This is a genomic window from Pseudomonas sp. Marseille-Q5115 (genome assembly GCF_916618905.1).
Taxonomy (GTDB): domain Bacteria; phylum Pseudomonadota; class Gammaproteobacteria; order Pseudomonadales; family Pseudomonadaceae; genus Aquipseudomonas; species Aquipseudomonas japonica_A.
This window is the reverse complement of record NZ_CAKAKI010000001.1, coordinates 4,007,997-4,025,725: the sequence shown is the minus strand read 5'-3', so window position 1 is coordinate 4,025,725 and position 17,729 is coordinate 4,007,997. Positions and strand designations below refer to the sequence as shown.

Annotated in this window: 17 protein-coding genes and 1 tRNA gene; 4 read left to right on the top strand and 14 right to left on the bottom strand. The window is 60.0% G+C overall.

Going from position 1 to position 17,729, the window contains the following annotated elements:
* Window positions 1–22 precede the first annotated feature (22 nt).
* A complete protein-coding gene (locus LG385_RS18430) occupies window positions 23–361 on the top strand; it encodes a helix-turn-helix domain-containing protein (protein WP_225775407.1) in 339 nt (112 codons plus the stop codon).
* On the opposite strand, the gene LG385_RS18425 is transcribed toward LG385_RS18430, so the two are convergent.
* The 6 genes from LG385_RS18425 to rpsU all read right to left on the bottom strand — a co-directional run bounded on the left by LG385_RS18425 (window position 351) and on the right by rpsU (window position 7,032).
* On the bottom strand, window positions 351–1,472 hold the full coding sequence (locus tag LG385_RS18425) for a Fic family protein (protein ID WP_225775406.1): 1,122 nt from the start codon (window positions 1,470–1,472) through the stop codon (window positions 351–353). The genes LG385_RS18430 and LG385_RS18425 overlap by 11 nt on opposite strands.
* A gap of 211 nt (window positions 1,473–1,683) precedes the next feature.
* Window positions 1,684–1,760 (bottom strand) — tRNA-Ile (locus LG385_RS18420).
* Between the two features lie 60 nt (window positions 1,761–1,820).
* Entirely contained in the window at window positions 1,821–2,540 is a 720-nt protein-coding gene (locus LG385_RS18415; RefSeq protein WP_225775405.1) for a GNAT family N-acetyltransferase, read from the bottom strand.
* Window positions 2,541–2,714: 174 nt separating this feature from the next.
* On the bottom strand, window positions 2,715–4,565 hold the full coding sequence (gene rpoD, locus LG385_RS18410) for an RNA polymerase sigma factor RpoD (RefSeq protein ID WP_225775404.1): 1,851 nt from the start codon (window positions 4,563–4,565) through the stop codon (window positions 2,715–2,717).
* A 67-nt stretch (window positions 4,566–4,632) separates the two neighbouring features.
* The gene (dnaG, locus tag LG385_RS18405; protein WP_225775403.1) at window positions 4,633–6,591 is read right to left on the bottom strand and encodes a DNA primase; all 1,959 of its coding nucleotides are present in this window, start codon (window positions 6,589–6,591) and stop codon (window positions 4,633–4,635) included.
* A gap of 225 nt (window positions 6,592–6,816) precedes the next feature.
* Window positions 6,817–7,032 (bottom strand): 30S ribosomal protein S21, encoded by a 216-nt coding sequence (gene rpsU, locus LG385_RS18400; RefSeq protein WP_002551877.1) that lies wholly within the window; start codon window positions 7,030–7,032, stop codon window positions 6,817–6,819.
* 202 nt (window positions 7,033–7,234) lie between these two features.
* Between rpsU and tsaD the strand changes: the two genes are divergently transcribed.
* Window positions 7,235–8,260, top strand: coding sequence for a tRNA (adenosine(37)-N6)-threonylcarbamoyltransferase complex transferase subunit TsaD (gene tsaD / locus LG385_RS18395; RefSeq protein WP_225775402.1), 1,026 nt, complete (start codon window positions 7,235–7,237; stop codon window positions 8,258–8,260).
* A gap of 34 nt (window positions 8,261–8,294) precedes the next feature.
* Here tsaD and plsY read toward each other — a convergent pair whose 3' ends face one another.
* Entirely contained in the window at window positions 8,295–8,864 is a 570-nt protein-coding gene (gene plsY / locus LG385_RS18390; RefSeq protein ID WP_225775401.1) for a glycerol-3-phosphate 1-O-acyltransferase PlsY, read from the bottom strand.
* Between the two features lie 72 nt (window positions 8,865–8,936).
* On the opposite strand from plsY, the gene folB reads away from it, so the two are divergent.
* Complete coding sequence (gene folB / locus LG385_RS18385) at window positions 8,937–9,290, top strand: dihydroneopterin aldolase (protein ID WP_181113208.1); 354 nt, start codon at window positions 8,937–8,939, stop codon at window positions 9,288–9,290.
* The gene (folK, locus tag LG385_RS18380; RefSeq protein WP_225775400.1) at window positions 9,281–9,781 is read left to right on the top strand and encodes a 2-amino-4-hydroxy-6-hydroxymethyldihydropteridine diphosphokinase; all 501 of its coding nucleotides are present in this window, start codon (window positions 9,281–9,283) and stop codon (window positions 9,779–9,781) included. The genes folB and folK overlap by 10 nt, the downstream gene beginning before the upstream one ends.
* Before the next feature lie 35 nt (window positions 9,782–9,816).
* Here the strand turns inward: folK and LG385_RS18375 are convergent, their stop codons facing one another.
* The 7 genes from LG385_RS18375 to apaG form a co-directional block, all read right to left on the bottom strand.
* Window positions 9,817–10,932, bottom strand: coding sequence for a multifunctional CCA tRNA nucleotidyl transferase/2'3'-cyclic phosphodiesterase/2'nucleotidase/phosphatase (locus tag LG385_RS18375; RefSeq protein ID WP_225775399.1), 1,116 nt, complete (start codon window positions 10,930–10,932; stop codon window positions 9,817–9,819).
* A 51-nt stretch (window positions 10,933–10,983) separates the two neighbouring features.
* A complete protein-coding gene (locus tag LG385_RS18370; RefSeq protein ID WP_225775398.1) occupies window positions 10,984–12,546 on the bottom strand; it encodes a SpoVR family protein in 1,563 nt (520 codons plus the stop codon).
* On the bottom strand, window positions 12,543–13,817 hold the full coding sequence (locus LG385_RS18365; RefSeq protein WP_225775397.1) for a YeaH/YhbH family protein: 1,275 nt from the start codon (window positions 13,815–13,817) through the stop codon (window positions 12,543–12,545). Before LG385_RS18365 ends, LG385_RS18370 begins: the two co-directional genes overlap by 4 nt.
* 121 nt (window positions 13,818–13,938) lie before the next feature.
* Window positions 13,939–15,861: a PrkA family serine protein kinase gene (locus tag LG385_RS18360; RefSeq protein WP_225775396.1), complete on the bottom strand. Its 1,923-nt coding sequence runs from the start codon at window positions 15,859–15,861 to the stop codon at window positions 13,939–13,941.
* Window positions 15,862–16,166: 305 nt separating this feature from the next.
* Window positions 16,167–16,493: a thiosulfate sulfurtransferase GlpE gene (glpE, locus tag LG385_RS18355; RefSeq protein ID WP_225775395.1), complete on the bottom strand. Its 327-nt coding sequence runs from the start codon at window positions 16,491–16,493 to the stop codon at window positions 16,167–16,169.
* Between the two features lie 17 nt (window positions 16,494–16,510).
* Complete coding sequence (locus LG385_RS18350) at window positions 16,511–17,332, bottom strand: symmetrical bis(5'-nucleosyl)-tetraphosphatase (protein ID WP_181113187.1); 822 nt, start codon at window positions 17,330–17,332, stop codon at window positions 16,511–16,513.
* Entirely contained in the window at window positions 17,332–17,712 is a 381-nt protein-coding gene (apaG, locus tag LG385_RS18345; protein WP_225775394.1) for a Co2+/Mg2+ efflux protein ApaG, read from the bottom strand. Before apaG ends, LG385_RS18350 begins: the two co-directional genes overlap by 1 nt.
* Window positions 17,713–17,729 lie beyond the last annotated feature (17 nt).

Below are 17,729 nucleotides of genomic sequence, written 5' to 3'. Positions count from 1 at the left end.
TTGGCGCAGGAAGCCCGGCTGTATGATATTCATTGAAACGCCCATTTTCACCGAAGATGTAATGGATCTGCTTAGCGAGGAAGAGTACTTCGCCTTCCAGATTCACTTGACCCGGAATCCGGATGCGGGCGACCTCATAATCGGAACGGGGGGGCTCAATCGAGGCTGGAATCAGCAAATAGATGTGGCGGTCGGCACACTCCGAAATTGGGAGCAGGGGCGCCGCGATCCTGTAGGGCCAGCCAGGGCTTTGCTGCGGGCTATACAAAACGATCCTGCTCATGTCTTGGCAGCACTGCAAAGCGATCAAGCCGGCCCGGCTTCTGCTCAGGATATGCCAACACATTCGCCTAGTTGTTGACCCGATAACGGGTGCTCCGCCCGCCGCCAGGCAGCCGTTCCAGATAACCTTTGGCCAACAGGTCGGCCAGGTGTCGAGTGGCCGTTGCCTTGGAGACCTTGGCCACGGCCTGATACTGCGCCGCGCTGATACCGCTTTCGAAACCTCGCTCTCCACCGTCGAGCAAGCGGTTAAGGACCTTGACCTGTTCCTCGGTCAGCTCCGCGCCGCGGTGTGTTTGCCAGAAGCGGGCCTTGGCCATCACCCTCCCTATGCGAGCCATTGCGGCAGTCTGGCTGCGCAGCAGCGTGTGAAGAAACCATTCCAGCCAGGCCGTAATATCCAGACCACCCTTTTGGCTGGTTTCCAGTACATGGTAATAGCCAGCTCGGTCTTCCAGGATGCTGGCGGACATGGCATACAGGCGAATCCCCTGGTTGTCTGCCTGTGCCAACGCAAGGTCGGTCAGGGCGCGGGTGAGCCGGCCATTCCCGTCGTCGAACGGATGGAGGGTCACGAACCAGAAGTGGGCGATGCCGGCACGTAGCAGTGGGTCGAGCGCTGCATTTGCATGACTGCTGTCGAACCAGTCTATAAAGGCTTGTAACTGAGCCTCCAGCCCTTCACGTGGTGGTGCTTCGAAATGAACAGTGGGTCGATCCAACCGGCCGGACACAACTTGCATGGGTTCATTACCCCGCAACGTGCCTACCCGAACAGGTGGCGTCAGCAACGGCTCGTCAGCAGGAAATAACCACTTGTGCCAAGTGAATAACCGGCCAAGCGTGAGGCTGTGGTCGTAGTTGCGGGTGGCATCCAGCATTAGGGCGGCCAGCCCCTCGCTACGGGGACTCGGTTTACCGCTGTCTTGCACACCCAGCCGGCGAGCAAGGGATGATCGCACCGAACCAGCATTCAGCTCTTCGCCCTCAATGGCAGAAGACGTGATGATGTTCTGCAGCAATGCATCGAGATACTGCTGTGCGTCTGTGGTTTCTTCAACGGCACCCGCCATCCCTAAGAGACGGCCCTGTGCTTGGGTACAGGCGCGTAGCAAAGGCAAAAGCGGCTCGGCTTGCCATGTGAAAGCCGGCCAGCCGGGGAATTGCCAGATCCAAGCAGGAGGGTTCACGGGTAAATCTCCGAACGCGATGAGCCGAATAATAGCGCTATTCGGCTCATGTGGTGAGCCGAATAACCCGCTATTCGGCTCATGTGGTGAGCCGAATAGCGGGTTATTCGGCTCAGGATCCGGGCTGAGGGAAGCAGGGCAGGCGCCTTTTGTGTCTGCCGATGGAAAACCAACAGGCACAAAAAAACCGCGCAATGCGCGGCTTTGGAGTTGGTGGGCCCACACGGACTTGAACCGTGGACCAAAGGATTATGAGTCCTCTGCTCTAACCAACTGAGCTATAGGCCCTTGAGAGACGGGCGATTATAACGAGGCTTTTGGTTGGGTGCCATCCGAAAGAACCGTTTGTTACTTATTGCTTGCGGGGTTGCGCAAGGCCGCAAGGGCATGCCGCTGCTGGCCCTGCTTATCGAAGTTCTGCGGAGCGAGCCACGCCTCGAAGGCGCTCTTAACGGCTGGCCATTCCTCACCGATGATCGAATACCACGCCGTATCGCGGTTACGTCCTTTGTAAACCACGGCACGGCGGAAGGTGCCTTCATAGCTGAAGCCAAGGCGTTCTGCCGCTTTGCGAGAAGGTGCATTGAGATCGTCGCATTTCCATTCGTAGCGGCGATAGCCAAGCGTATCGAACGCGTAGGCCATAAGCAGGTACTGGGCTTCGGTGGACAGTGGAGATTGCTTGAGCAAGGGAGAGAAGGTCACGCTGCCCACCTCGATTGCGCCATGGGTAGGGTCGATCCGCATCAGGGCCAGGGTGCCGACGGCTTTGCCTGTGCCCAGGTCAATCACGGCGAAGTGACGAGGGTCAGTGCGCAAGGCGGCGGTTTCGGCATAGGCCCGGTAAGTTTCGGGGCTATCAAAAGGGCCAACGAACAGATAAGTCCAGTCGCTGCCGTCCTTGGCCTGGCTATAGGCGGCATACAGGTCGGCGGCGTGGGTATCGGCGTCCAGCGGCTCAAGGCGGCAGTAGCGGCCGGGCAGGGTAACCCCGGCAGGCTGGGGCCGGGGCGCCCACCCTTCAATAGGGAAGCCAATGGGTTGACCGTATTCATTCTGCCTTGCCATGGTGCCTGCCTTGTTATGTGGATGCACCACTGTAGCGGAGCAATGGTTCTGTTAAAGATCCATTGGAGAGAATTTAAAGGGAGCCAATTGCTTGCCCATATAGGCGCCTAGGCCGGATGTTGTCGGCAATAAAAAACCCCGAGCAAGCCCGGGGTTTTGTGACGCGCGTGAAGCTTACTCGTCCAGGAACGAGCGCAGGTGCTCGCTACGGGTCGGGTGGCGAAGCTTGCGCAGCGCCTTGGCTTCGATCTGGCGGATACGCTCACGGGTAACGTCGAACTGCTTGCCCACTTCCTCAAGGGTGTGGTCAGTGTTCATGTCGATACCAAAACGCATACGCAGCACCTTGGCTTCGCGGGCGGTAAGGCCGGACAACACTTCGCGGGTCGCTTCCTTGAGGCTTTCTACCGTAGCCACGTCGATCGGGGACTGCATGGTCGAGTCCTCGATGAAGTCGCCCAGGTGGGAGTCTTCATCGTCGCCGATCGGCGTTTCCATGGAGATCGGCTCTTTGGCGATCTTCAATACCTTGCGGATCTTGTCCTCAGGCATTTCCATGCGTTCACCCAGCTCTTCCGGAGTGGGCTCGCGGCCCATTTCCTGCAACATCTGGCGGGAAATACGGTTGAGCTTGTTGATCGTCTCGATCATATGCACCGGAATACGGATGGTGCGCGCCTGGTCGGCGATGGAGCGAGTGATCGCCTGGCGAATCCACCAGGTGGCGTAGGTCGAGAACTTGTAGCCGCGACGGTATTCGAACTTATCCACCGCTTTCATCAAGCCGATGTTGCCTTCCTGGATCAGGTCGAGGAATTGCAGGCCACGGTTGGTGTACTTCTTGGCGATGGAAATCACCAGACGCAGGTTCGCCTCGACCATTTCCTTCTTGGCGCGGCGAGCCTTGGCTTCGCCGATGGACATGCGACGGTTGATGTCCTTGATTTCCGCGACGGTGAGGCCGGTTTCGGCTTCAAGGTCGATCAGCTTCTGCTGGCAGCGCTCTACATCTGCCTGCACGCGGCCGATGGCTTCGGCGTATTTCGCCTTGCCGCGGGCCAGGAAGGCAGCCCAGCCCTGGTCCACTTCGTTGCCGGGGAACAGGCGCAGGAAGTCTGCACGAGGCATGCGGGCGTCACGTACGCACAGCTGCATGATGGCGCGCTCCTGGGCACGAACGCGATCCAGCGCGCCGCGTACCTGCTCCACCAGCACTTCGAACTGCTTGGGCACGAGCTTGATCGGCATGAACAGTTCGGCCAGCAGCAGCATTTCGGCTACGCCTTCCTTGCTGTCGCGGCCGTGCTTCTTCAGGACCTTGCGAGCCGCCTGAAGCTGTTCGGCGACTGCACCGAAGCGCTGACGGGCAACTTCCGGATCCGGCCCGCTTTCGCCTTCTTCCTCGTCGTCGGTCGCGTCGCCGTCTTCCTCTTCGTCTTCTTCCTTGTCAGCGGCGGGCGCTGCCTTGGGATCGACGGGAGGTGGCATGTCCGACGGGCTGGCGATCACGTCGTCAGGGTCGATGTAGCCGCTGAGAACGTCCGACAGGCGGCCACCTTCGGTGGTGACGCGATCGTATTCGCTAAGGATATAGTCGACAGTGCCCGGGAAGTGGGAGATAGCTCCCATGACTTCGCGGATACCCTCTTCGATGCGCTTGGCGATTTCGATTTCGCCTTCGCGGGTGAGCAGCTCCACGGTACCCATTTCACGCATGTACATGCGGACGGGGTCGGTGGTGCGACCGATATCGGTCTCGACGGCGGCCAGCGCAGCGGCGGCTTCTTCCGCGGCAGCCTCATCCGTGTCGGCTTCGGCCAACAGGAGGGCATCCGCATCCGGAGCAGTCTCGAATACGTTGATCCCCATGTCGTTGATCATGCGGATGATGTCTTCCACCTGCTCCGGATCTGAAATATCCTCGGGCAGGTGGTCGTTGACCTCGGCGTAAGTCAGGTAGCCCTGCTCACGACCACGGGTGATCAACTCTTTGATACGAGATTGCTGTTGCGCTTTTCCGGACATAACACCCTATCCACTGAAGGTCTTGGCGGGCAAAAAACAAGCCGAGGATTATACCCGAGCTAGGACCTCACACGCCAGTTGAGGTCGGGTTTTGTGCGTTTGCATTGCGGCTAAGCAGCTCGCGCAGCAGGTTTTTTTCCTCTGCGCTGAGTTCACCCTGCCTGGCCTTTCGAATCAGGTTTTCCAGGCTGCGCTCACGTTGACGGGCTGACAGGCTAGAAATGGTGTCGAAAAACTGTTGTTCAAGGTTGTCGGCCTCTATCAGCCATTCTTTCTCGGCCAGAGCGCGCAAAAGGCGCCCCTGGTCCGTCCCGTGCCACCGGGCGATCAATTGCAGAGAGCGTAGCCGAGGATTCTTCTGAAGTGCCTCGAGCAGCGCGACCAGCAATTGGGCGTAAACATGATCTTCATCGGCCAGATGGCTGGCATCTTCAACTTTTGTCGCCAACTGCGGGTGGTGCAACAGCGTACGCAACGCGCTGAGCGTGGGCGGCTCCACACTGGTTGGCGTACGTGGCGCCCTGGGCTCGAAGTCCCGGCGCTGGCCGCCGCGCTCCCACGGCTTGCCGTCTCTTTTCTTCCCGCTGCCCTTGCGCGGTTGCCATGGCTGGTTGGGCTCGATGGTTGGCGCGTCAAGGTAGGCCGGTACGTAGTCGGCGGGGCCCTCGAAGTCCACGTAACCCCCAGGATCACTGCCTTGGGCGGTGTCTCGCTGAGGTTGCCGTTGAGCCAGTTGGCTCATTGCTTCACCACTCAGGCCGGTAATTTCACCCAGCCTTGCCCGCATCAATGCCTTTAAATTCGCCCCGGGCACCCGATCAATCAGCGGCGCCGCCAGCGTGGCCATATGCGCCTTGCCTTCAAGCGACCGCGGGTCCGCTTCTTCGGACAACTGCTGGAAGAAATAATCCGCCAGCGGTTGCGCATGCTGCGCGATACGCGCCTTGAACGCGTCCAGGCCCTCGGCACGGATCAACGTGTCCGGGTCTTCCCCTTCCGGCAGAAACAAAAAGCGTGCCTTGCGCCCATCCTGAAGGCTGGGCAGCGCAGCTTCCAGTGCGCGCCAGGCAGCGTTCCGGCCGGCCTGGTCTCCGTCGAAGCAGAACAGAATGCCAGGCACAATACGGAACAATCGCTTGATGTGTTCCTCGCTGGTAGCGGTACCCAAGGTAGCCACCGCGTTGCGCAGGCCCTGCTGAGCCAGGGCAATCACATCCATGTAGCCTTCGACAACGATGACTTCGTCGAGGTTGCGATTGTATTTGCGAGCCTCGAACAGGCCGTAGAGTTCCTGGCCTTTATGAAACACCGGTGTTTCCGGCGAGTTCAGGTATTTGGGCTTGTCGTCGCCGAGCACCCTGCCGCCGAAAGCGATGACCCGCCCCCGGCTGTCGCGTATCGGAAAGATCACCCGGTCCCGGAAGCGGTCATAGCGCTTGCCGGTTTCGGCGTTCTCGATCAGCAGCCCGGCATCGATCATCGCCCGCTGCTGCAGGGTATCGCTGCTGAGGTGGCGCAGCAGGTTGTCCCAACCCGGTGGAGCGAAGCCCAGGCCAAAGTCGCGAGCGATTTCCCCGGTAAGCCCGCGGCCCTTGAGGTATTCCACCGCGCTTTTGCGTGCCGGGTGTTGCCGCAGGGCCTGGCGATAATAGTCTGCGGCTGCGGCCAGCAACGGGTACAGCGGCGAATCCGTAGGCTGGCGCGGCTTGCTGCCACGGCGTGATTCTTCGCGCGGCACCTCCATGCCCGCTGCTTTGGCAAGCTCCTCGACAGCCTGGGGAAAGTCCAGATTGTCGTGGTCCATCACGAAGCCCAAGGCGTTACCGCCGGCGCCGCAGCCGAAACAGTAATAGAACTGCTTGTCTGGGCTGACGCTGAACGACGGGGTTTTTTCCTTATGGAACGGGCAGCATGCGGTGAAGTTCTTGCCCGCTTTTTTCAGTTGAACGCGTGAGCTCACTACATCGAGGATGTCAGTGCGGTTCAGCAGATCGTCAATGAAACCTTGCGGGATGAGCCCGGCCATGCCATGCCCTCAGGCTAGACGTGCGGTTGGTCAAGTGATGGTGCGGAATGTTAGCACCGAGGCAGTGCCAGTCGCAGCGAGCGCTGTGCAACGAAAACGGAGGGGGAACGCAGTTGGATCGCGGTTGGCGGCACAGGGCCACCCGCCGGAATTACGTGATCCGCAATTGCCAATGGCCCGGCTTTGAAGGCCGGGCCAGACAAATGCTTGCAGCGAACGCCGGTATTAGTACAGGCGAACGGCGCGGCGCTGTTCGCGCTGAACTTTCTTGGCGTGACGCTTGACTGCGGCTGCAGCCTTGCGCTTGCGCTCGGAAGTCGGCTTTTCGTAAAACTCGCGGCTACGAACTTCAGCCAGTACACCGGCTTTTTCGCAGGAGCGCTTGAAACGACGCAGAGCTACGTCGAAGGGTTCGTTCTCTTTAACTTTGACGGCTGGCATCCAGGGCTACCTTAATTCATTACCGGGGCAACGTACCCCTGCTTTAAAGCGCGGTGGAATACGTCGGTTTTCAAGGGTTGCGGATGTTACCCTTTGAAGGCACGGATTGCAAAGCCTCTGATCGAAAACCGCTGGTCGGCACGACGGGGCGCGACTATCATGCGCGCCTTCGTTACCGCCTCGGCAAAGGCTATTGATACCCATGCTAGTACTGGGACTGGAAACATCCTGCGATGAAACGGGCGTCGCGCTGTACGACAGCGAGCAGGGCCTGCTCGGCGACGCGCTATTCAGCCAGATCGACCTGCACCGTGTCTATGGCGGCGTGGTGCCCGAGCTCGCTTCGCGCGACCACGTGAAACGTATGCTGCCCTTGATTCGTGAAGTGCTGGGGCAGGCCGGCCGTACCACGGGCGATATCGACGCCATTGCGTATACCGCGGGCCCGGGGCTGGTCGGCGCGCTGCTGGTCGGTGCGTCCTGCGCGCAAGCCATGGCGTTCGCCTGGGGTATTCCCGCCTTAGGCGTGCATCACATGGAAGGCCATCTGCTGGCGCCCATGCTGGAAGATCAGCCGCCGGCGTTCCCGTTCGTGGCCTTGCTGGTTTCCGGCGGGCATACGCAACTGGTTCGGGTCGACGGCATCGGTCGCTATGAGCTGCTCGGCGAAAGCCTGGACGACGCCGCAGGCGAGGCCTTCGACAAAACGGCCAAGCTGATGGGGTTGCCTTACCCCGGCGGTCCGGAAATAGCCCGCCTGGCGGAATTCGGCACTGCGGGTCGCTTTACCTTCCCGCGGCCGATGACCGACCGCCCCGGGCTGGACTTCAGCTTCAGCGGGCTGAAAACCTTCACGCTCAACACCTGGCAGCAGTGCAAGGCAGCTGGCGACGACGGTGAACAAACTCGTAACGACATTGCGCTGGCGTTCCAGCAGGCAGTCGTTGAGACTCTCGCCATCAAATGCAAACGTGCCCTCAAGCAAACCGGGCTGAAAACCTTGGTGATCGCGGGTGGTGTGAGCGCCAACAAGGCTTTGCGGGCCTCGCTGGAAAGCATGACCGGCCAATTGGGCGGCGGCGTGTTCTATGCCCGCCCCCGGTTTTGCACCGATAACGGCGCAATGATCGCTTATGCGGGCTGCCAGCGGTTGCTGGCCGGGCAGCATGAGGATTTGGGTATCCAGGTACATGCTCGCTGGCCGATGGAACAACTACCCGCAGTGTGACGGGGCCCGTCTGGCAGGGCTTGGGTGAAGGCGCCTAAAAGTGCCGCTCCCGCCCTGCCAGCAGGTCTCGCAGGTTCGCTCGGTGGCGCCACACTACCAATACCGTGAGTACGGTCATTGGCAAGAGTGCCTGTGGTGCCTGCCAGGCCAGTAGCGGTAGGGTGAGCGGAATTGCAGTCAGGGCAGCCAGAGAGGCCGTGCGGGTCAGCTGAAAGGTCAGCAGCCACACGATTATTGCCAGCAGCAGGGCGGGCGGGTAAAGGCCCAGCAACATGCCCGCGGCAGTAGCTACACCCTTGCCACCCCTGAAGTTGAAGTACAGCGGGAACAAATGGCCTATCACCGCGCACAGGCCGATCCACGCCTGGGCTTGCAGGCCGAGCCCCAGGGCCTTGGCCAGCAACACCGGTGCAAGGCCCTTGGCGAGGTCACCAAGGAGGGTCAGCATGGCCAGTTTACGCCCTGCAACGCGCAGCATATTGGTGGCTCCGGCGTTGCCGGAACCGCTGGCGCGGGGGTCGGGCATCCCGGCCCCTCGGCTGAGCAGGATGGCGAAGGACAGTGAGCCGAGCAGGTAGGCCACAAGGGCCAGTAACCAAGGCATGCTAACTATTCCGGGCGTGGACGTTCGGATTCTAACGGCGCAGGGCGCCTTTGTCGTCAGGGGAGAAAAAGCTTGGACATCGTGTTCATCGAAGGCCTTGAGGTAGACACCGTGATTGGTGCCTATGACTGGGAGCGCGATATTCGCCAGTGCCTGCGCCTGGATTTCAGCTTTGGCTGGGATAACCGGCCTGCGGCGGCCAACGATGACCTGACCAAGGCCCTCGATTACGCCAAGGTGTCCGAAGCCGTGCAGGCGTTTGCCCAGGCAGCGCGGTTCGAACTGGTGGAAACCTTCGCCGAACGGCTCGCTGCGAAACTGATGAGCGATTTCGGGATGCCCTGGCTGCGCCTGCGTGTCACCAAGCCTGGCGCCGTTCCGGCCGCCAAGGGTGTGGGTGTGGAGATCGAGCGCGGATGTCGCTGACCAGGGTTTACCTGGGGCTCGGTAGTAATATCGACCGCCATACTCATTTGTGCGCCGGGCTCGACGCGCTTGCCGAAATCCTCCAGGGCCTGCAGTGCTCTCCGGTGTTCGAAAGCGAGCCCATCGGCATCAAGAGCGGGCCCTTCCTCAACCTGGTCGTCACCGGGCTCACAGCCATGCCGCTGATGGCACTGGACCGCAAGCTCAAGTTCATCGAGGCGGACAACGGCCGCTATGCGCCGCAGCGCAAAGGCCTGCCGCTGGACATCGACGTGCTGATGTACGGCCAGCAGGTGGGCAACTTCGACGGGCTGGTGTTGCCGCGGGCCGAAATACTGCGCAATGCTTTCGTACTGTGGCCACTGGCCCTGCTGGCGCCGGATGAAGTGCACCCAGGCGTAGGGCGCACCTTTGCCGAGTTGTGGGGCGAAGCATCCATCGACCAGCGCCTGGCGCGGGTGCCGTTCGATTGGCAGGCGCCCGCCCATTAGGCTCATATGCGTGGGAAGCGGCGGGGTACGAGTATTTACAGAAGTTTTGTCAGGGCTGCCAGGCGGGCTTGCTTTAGCGCGTCGCCCAGCGCCTGGCCGGTATAGCCCGCATCCACCAGAGGCTTCACCGGGACGGCACGCGCTGCGGCTGCGGCGCCGTGCAGATACGCTCCCTCGGGCCAAGATGGCCTGCCCTCCGCTCGCGCCGCCATCTCACAGGCATGAAGAAACCCTTCAAAGCGCTGGGGCCTGCGGTACACATCGAAGGCTTGCAACAGTTGCAGTAGCGCTTCGGGGTCCATTTCGCGAGCGTGTTCTGCCTGCGTGTGGTATTCGGCAGCCAGTTGGGCCAGCTCCTGGCAATCGCGAGGCACCTTAAAGCGTGCGCTCAGCGCGGCAACGGCCTGGGAGTTCAGGTGCAGCAGCAGTGCTGACCAGCGCACCGCCAACGGATGTTCCTCTGCAGCCGCCTGATGGAGGGCTTGCAAGCTGAGCTTGCGCAGAGGCTTCGGCAATGCGCTGAACTCGGCGAACAGCACTTCCAAAGCCCCGCACGCTTCAAGCGTATCGAAAAACACCTCCGGGGTAGCTTCAAGCAACGCCCGGGAAATTTCCTTCCAGCTGCGCTCAGGCGTTAGCGCCTCCAGCTCCCCGGATTCGCTCAGTTGCTGCATCAGTTCCAGTGTCTGTGGGGCCACCCGAAAGCCCAGCGGGGCATATCGCGCCGCGAAGCGGGCTACACGTAATACACGCAAGGGATCTTCGGCGAACGCCGGGGAAACATGACGCAACCAGCGTTGTTCGAGGTCAGCTTGGCCTCCGTAGGGATCAATGACATGGCCGTCATCGTCCTCAGCCATGGCATTGATAGTGAGGTCTCGGCGCCGCAGGTCGTCCTCGAGAGTAACGTCGGGGCTTGCATGGAACACGAAGCCGCCATAACCCCGGCCGCTCTTGCGTTCAGTGCGTGCCAGCGCGTATTCGGCGCCAGTGTCGGGATGGAGGAACACAGGAAAATCCGCCCCTACAGGGCGGTAGCCCAGCGCAAGCATCGCTTCGGCCGAGGCCCCGACCACCACCCAGTCGATGTCTGCCACGGGCAGGCCCAGCAGGCGGTCGCGCACGGCGCCGCCAACCTTGTAAATCTTCATGCAGTTCTCCTTCAGAGCTACAGGATATACCGGCAGCGCCGAAGGATCAGCTCAGAGGTGAACCACAGCCATGTCCAGGCGGCCGTAGTCGCCCTCGCCGTGGTCATTGCGCGGAGGTACATGGTGAGTCTTGACTATCTGATCGCCTTGCACGGTTTCTAGGTGTACATCAAAGCCCCACAGGCGGTGCAGGTGCTTGAGCACCTCTTCGGTAGATTCCCCAAGCGGCTTGCGGTCGTGCTGTTGGTGGCGCAGTGTCAGTGATCGGTCGCCCCGGCGGTCTATGCTCCAGATCTGCACGTTGGGTTCACGATTGCCAAGGTTATACTGCGCGGCGAGCGTTTCCCGGATGAGCCGATAGCCACTGTCGTCATGAATGGCGGGTACAAGCAGGTCATCCCGCTGATCGTCATCCAGAATGCTGAACAGTTTCAGGTCGCGAATGACCTTCGGCGACAGGTACTGCAGGATAAAGCTCTCGTCCTTGAAGCTGCTCATCGCGAACTTGAGCGTGGACAGCCAATCGCTGCCGGCAATATCCGGGAACCAGCGGCGGTCTTCTTCGTCAGGTTTTTCACAGATCCGGCGAATGTCCCGGTACATGGCAAACCCGAGCGCGTAAGGGTTGATACCGCTGTAATACGGGCTGTCATAGCCCGGCTGGTATACGACGCTGGTATGGGACTGCAAAAACTCCATCATGAAGCCGTCCGTTACCAGGCCCTCGTCATACAGGTCGTTCATCAAGGTGTAGTGCCAGAACGTTGCCCAGCCCTCGTTCATCACCTGCGTCTGGCGCTGTGGATAGAAATATTGGGCGATCTTGCGAACGATCCGCACTACTTCCCGTTGCCAGGGCTCCAGCAGCGGCGCATGTTTCTCGATGAAGTAGAGGATGTTCTCCTGGGGCTCAGACGGGAAGCGCGCGTGATCCTGCTCGCTTGCCTTTTCAGTCGCCTTTGGAATGGTGCGCCACAGGTCGTTGATCTGCCGCTGAAGGTGCTCTTCCCTGTCTTTCTGGCGACGGCGCTCCTCTTCCGCGGAAATAGGGTAGGGGCGCTTGTAGCGGTCCACGCCGTAGTTCATCAGGGCATGGCAGGAATCGAGCAGGTCCTCCACGGCGTCGATGCCGTGGCGCTCCTCGCACTGCATGATGTACTGCTTGGCGAACACCAGGTAATCAATGATCGAGCTGGCGTCCGTCCAGGTGCGGAACAGGTAATTGCCCTTGAAGAAGCTGTTATGGCCGTAGCAGGCATGGGCGATCACCAAGGCCTGCATGCCGATGGTGTTTTCTTCCATCAAGTAGGCAATGCACGGGTCTGAGTTGATCACGATCTCGTAGGCCAGGCCCATCTGCCCACGGGTGTAGGATTTCTCGGTACTGAGGAAGTGTTTGCCGTAGGACCAGTGGTGATAGCCCAACGGCATGCCCACCGACGCATAGGCGTCCATCATCTGCTCGGCGGTGATCACTTCGATCTGATTAGGGTAGGTATCCAGAGCATAGCGCTCTGCGATACGGCCGATTTCCCGGTCGTAGGTCTGGATAAGCTCGAATGTCCACTCCGAGCCAACGGACAAAGGTTGGCGCTTCTGCTCTCTCGCGGTCATGTCACTAGCCTGCGTTGGAAGAGTTCACGGAAGACCGGATAGATGTCCCCGGCGGTCACCAGCTGTTGCTGGGCGAAGGTGTCGGGGAAGTGATCGCCGATCCGCTCGTATTCGAACCACAGGGCCTGATGCTCCCGGGGGGTGATTTCCACGTAAGTGTAGTACTGCACATGGGGCATGATCTGCTTGGTGAGGATCTCCCGGCAGATGGGGGAATCATCGTTCCAGTTGTCGCCATCCGAAGCCTGGGCGGCGTAGATATTCCATTCGTTGGTCGGGTACCGCTCCGCCATGATTTCCTGCATCAGTTTCAGCGCGCTGGACACAATGGTCCCGCCTGTTTCACGGGAATAGAAGAACTCTTCCTCGTCGACTTCCCGGGCGCTGGTGTGGTGGCGGATGAACACGACTTCGATCTTGTCGTAGTTCCGCTTGAGGAACAGGTACAGCAGGATGAAGAAGCGCTTGGCGATGTCCTTGGTGGCCTGGGTCATGGAACCGGAAACGTCCATGAGGCAGAACATCACAGCCTTTGAGCTGGGGTTGGGGTGTTTGACCAGCAGGTTGTACTTCAGGTCGAAGGTATCGAGGAAGGGTACCCGGTGAATACGCGCGTTGAGTTTTTCCACCTCCGCTTCCAGTGCCTGGATATCGCCGAAGTTATCGGGCTCCTCCCGACGAAGGCGTTCCAGCTCGGCCTTCGCCTCACGCAGCCGCGCACGGCTGCTGCCAGATAGCGCGATACGCCGGGCATGGGCCGAGCGCAGGGTGCGGATAATGTTGATGCGTGACGGGTTGCCCTCGTTGGCGATACCCGCACGAACAGTCTTGAATGTTTCAGAGCCGGTAAGGTGCCGCTTGACCAGGTTCGGTAACTCGAGGTCTTCGAACATGAATTCCAGAAACTCTTCCTGAGTGATCTGGAATACAAACTCGTCCATGCCCTCACCGGAGTTGCCAGCCTTGCCGGCACCCTTGCCACCTCCACCGCCACCTTGAGGGCGGGGAATATGCTGCCCGGAGGTGAACTCCTTGTTACCAGGGTGGACGGTGGTCTGCTTGCCGCCACGGCCGTGGTGCAGCACGGGTTCGTCGATGTCGCGGCCGGGGATGCTGATCTGCTCGCCGTGTTCCATGTCGGTGATGGAGCGCCGGCTGACCGCTTCTTCCACCGCTTTCTTGATGTGATCACGGTACCGCCGCAGGAAGCGCTGGCGGTTTACCGTACTTTTGTTCTTGCCATTCAAGCGTCGGTCGATCACATAACTCATAGGCCCCTCCGGGGCAGCTTCAAGCCTCAAGCCTCAAGCTGCAAGAATTCGGCATACGCAAGGCTACCCGGCAGTACCGGGCAGCTTGCCGCTTGGAGCTTGTCCCTTGCCGCTCGCGGGCTTATTGCGACTTGCGAACACGCAGGTACCACTCGGAGAGCAACCGCACCTGTTTGTCGGTATACCCGCGTTCGACCATACGGGTAACGAAGTCGTTGTGCTTCTGCTGGTCTTCCTTGCTGGCCTTGGCGTTGAAGCTGATGACCGGCAGCAGGTCCTCGGTGTTGGAGAACATTTTCTTCTCGATCACCACGCGCAGCTTCTCGTAGCTCAGCCAGGTCGGGTTTTTGCCATTGTTATTGGCACGGGCACGCAGCACGAAGTTGACGATCTCGTTGCGGAAATCCTTCGGATTGCTGATGCCGGCCGGTTTTTCGATCTTCTCCAATTCCTCGTTCAGGGCCACCCGGTTGAGGATTTCGCCGGTTTCCGGATCGCGGTACTCCTGGTCTTGTATCCAGAAGTCTGCGTAAAGCACATAGCGATCGAAGATGTTCTGACCGTACTCGCTGTAGGATTCCAGGTACGCGGTCTGGATTTCCTTCCCGATGAACTCGATATAGCGAGGCGCCAGGTATTCCTTCAGGTAGCGCAGGTAGCGTTCTCGTACCTCTGCGGGGAATTGTTCCTGCTCGATCTGGTGTTCCAGCACGTACAACAGGTGCACGGGGTTGGCCGCCACTTCGTGCGGGTCGAAGTTGAACACCTTGGACAGGATCTTGAAGGCGAAGCGAGTGGAAAGGCCGTTCATGCCTTCGTCTACGCCCGCCGAATCCCGGTATTCCTGGATCGACTTCGCCTTGGGATCGGTGTCCTTCAGGTTTTCGCCGTCATACACCCGCATCTTCGAATAGATATTCGAGTTTTCCGGCTCCTTGAGCCGCGAAAGTACGGTGAACTGGGCAAGCATCTTAAGTGTGTCCGGGGCGCAGTGTGCCTTGGACAACGAGCTGTTGATCAGCAGCTTGTCGTAGATCTTGATCTCGTCGCTGACCCGCAGGCAGTACGGCACCTTCACGATATAGATACGGTCAATGAAGGCTTCGTTGTTCTTGTTGTTGCGGAAGGTATGCCACTCCGATTCGTTGGAGTGGGCCAGCAGTACCCCGGTGAACGGTATCGCGCCCAGGCCCTCGGTACTGTTGTAGTTGCCTTCTTGAGTGGCAGTCAGCAACGGGTGCAGCACCTTGATCGGTGCCTTGAACATTTCCACAAATTCCATCATGCCCTGGTTGGCGCGGCACAATGCACCGGAATAGCTGTAGGCGTCGGCGTCGTTCTGGGGGTATTCCTCCAGCTTGCGGATGTCCACTTTGCCCACCAGCGCGGAAATGTCCTGGTTGTTCTCATCGCCCGGCTCGGTCTTGGCCAGTGCGACCTGGTTCAGGATGGAAGGGTAGAGCTTGACCACCTTGAACTGGCTGATGTCCCCGCCGAACTCCTGCAGCCGCTTTGTGGCCCAGGGGGACATGATGGTGTTGAGGTAGCGGCGGGGAATGCCGAAGTCTTCCTCGAGAATGGCCCCGTCTTCGGTCACGTTGAACAGCCCCAACGGGGATTCGAACACCGGCGAACCCTTGATTGCGTAAAAGGGTTCTTTTTCCATCAACTGCTTCAATTTTTCTGCGAGCGAGGACTTACCGCCGCCTACCGGGCCGAGCAGATAGAGGATCTGTTTCTTTTCTTCCAGGCCTTGGGCGGCATGGCGGAAGTAGGACACGATCTGGTCGATGCAGTCTTCCATTCCATGGAAGTCCTTGAACGCCGGATAGCGACGAATGGTCTTGTTGGAAAATATGCGAGACAGACGGGAGTTGGCAGCAGTATCTACCAGCTCGGGCTCGCCGATGGCCGTGAGCAAGCGTTCGGCCGCCGACGCGTAGGCGTTGCGGTCGGTTTTGCACAGCTCCAGGTATTCCTGAAGTGTGAGCTCTTCCTGTCGCGTGCTTTCGAAACGTTGTTGGAAGTGGCTAAAAATACTCATGACGTCACCTCGCTCGATACCGGAGCCGACGTCGGATCACTCAGCCGATGCTTGGTGGCAGCCGGAGCCGACCTGCTGCCATTACCCCCCAGAACACCTGAAAATTGCTACCGATGACCCGCGCGCCGGTATACCGGCTCTCCCCTGTTTTGGATGGCCTGGGCTTAAGGATAGTTGGTAATCCAGAAATTCAAGGGCGCCCCCGCATTTAGTTAGGGGGCTGGGAGGCATGGGGAGGCAGCGAGGCCCCGGAAACCGTGACCCCGTGGAGCGCTTGTCAGGTATGGAACATGACAAAAAAAATTTCACTCGGCCTGCTTTGAAACCTCCTGCGGGAAGGTCTGGCGCCAGAGCTCGAAGCCACCGTCGAGGCTGTAGACGTCCGAGAACCCCTGGCTGATGAGGTAGGCGGCCGCAGCCTGGCTCGAATTGCCGTGGTAGCACACCACCACCAGTGGCGCGTCCAGATCGGCCTTGGCGATGAAGTCGTGCAAGGAGTGGATGTCCAGGTGGCGCGACTCGCTGATATGGGCGGTGGCATACGTTTGCGGGTCGCGGATATCGACCACCACTGCGCCCTGCTCGCGAAGGCTTTGCGCCTGTTGAGGGGCGATACGCTTGAATTCCGACATGATGGCTCCTGTGCCGCTCAGCGATTGGGTGAACACTTGCAGCGGTGCATGTGCAAGGTATCGATGTTCATCAGGGTCATGGCGTTGCCCCACACGCAGCCGGTGTCCAGGGCAAATACGCCGGGCTCGTTGCAACGGCCTTCCAGCGCCGCCCAATGGCCAAATATGATACGGGTGTGGCGGGTGCGCCGGTCTTTGTGGCTGAACCAGGGCGCATAGCCCGGCGGCGCGCTGTCAGCGCCTTCCTTGCCCTTGAGGTCCAGCTTCCCGTCACGGGTACAGAAGCGCATGCGCGTGAAGTAATTGGTGATCACCCGCAGGCGCGTCACGCCGTGCAAATCCTTGTTCCACTTGGCGGGCTCGTTGCCGTACATGCCGTCCAGATAAGGTTTTACCAGGTTATCGTCGCGCAACGCGCTTTCCACTTCGGCGGCATGGCGCAGCGCTTTGCTCAGCGGCCAGACAGGCGGAATACCCGCGTGCACCAGGGCGATGTTGCGCGGCTCATCGTAGTGGAGCAGCTTCTGGCCACGCAGCCATTGCATCAATTCGGGTGCGTCAGGGGCTTCAAGCACTTCGGCGAGGGTGTCGGCTTTTTTAAGCCGTTCGATGTTGTACCAGGCGGCCAGCAGGTGCAGGTCGTGATTGCCGAGCGTGCACACGAACGAATCGCGAATGGAGTAAAGAAAACGCAGGGTTTCGAGCGATTGGGGGCCGCGGTTGACCAGGTCGCCCACGCTCCAGAGCGTATCCCGGGCGGGGTCGAAGTGAACCTCATCGAGCAAGCGCTTGAGTGGGTCCAGGCACCCTTGAAGGTCACCTACCGCATACACCGCCATCAGTGCAGGGCCCCGGGAACGGCGAGGCGAAACGGGGCGATGATGGCGTCGAAGTGTTTGCCGTCTTCGGCAACCATCTGGTAGCTCCCCTGCATGTTGCCCACTTTCGTGGCCATGACGGTACCGCTGCTGTAGGTATGCGCCTGGCCCACACCGATCAGCGGCTGCTGGCCCACAACGCCGGGGCCGCGCACTTCCTCGACCTTGCCATCGCCATCGGTGATCACCCAGTGGCGTGACATGAGCCGCGCAGGCACCTTGCCCTTGTTGCGAACGGTCACCGTATAGGCGAATGCGTAGCGGCCCTGATCAGGGCTGGATTGCTCCGCCAGGAAGCGTGTGTCGACGGAGACGTCTATGTGATAACGCGGGTCAGACATAGGTGCAGCCTTTAAAC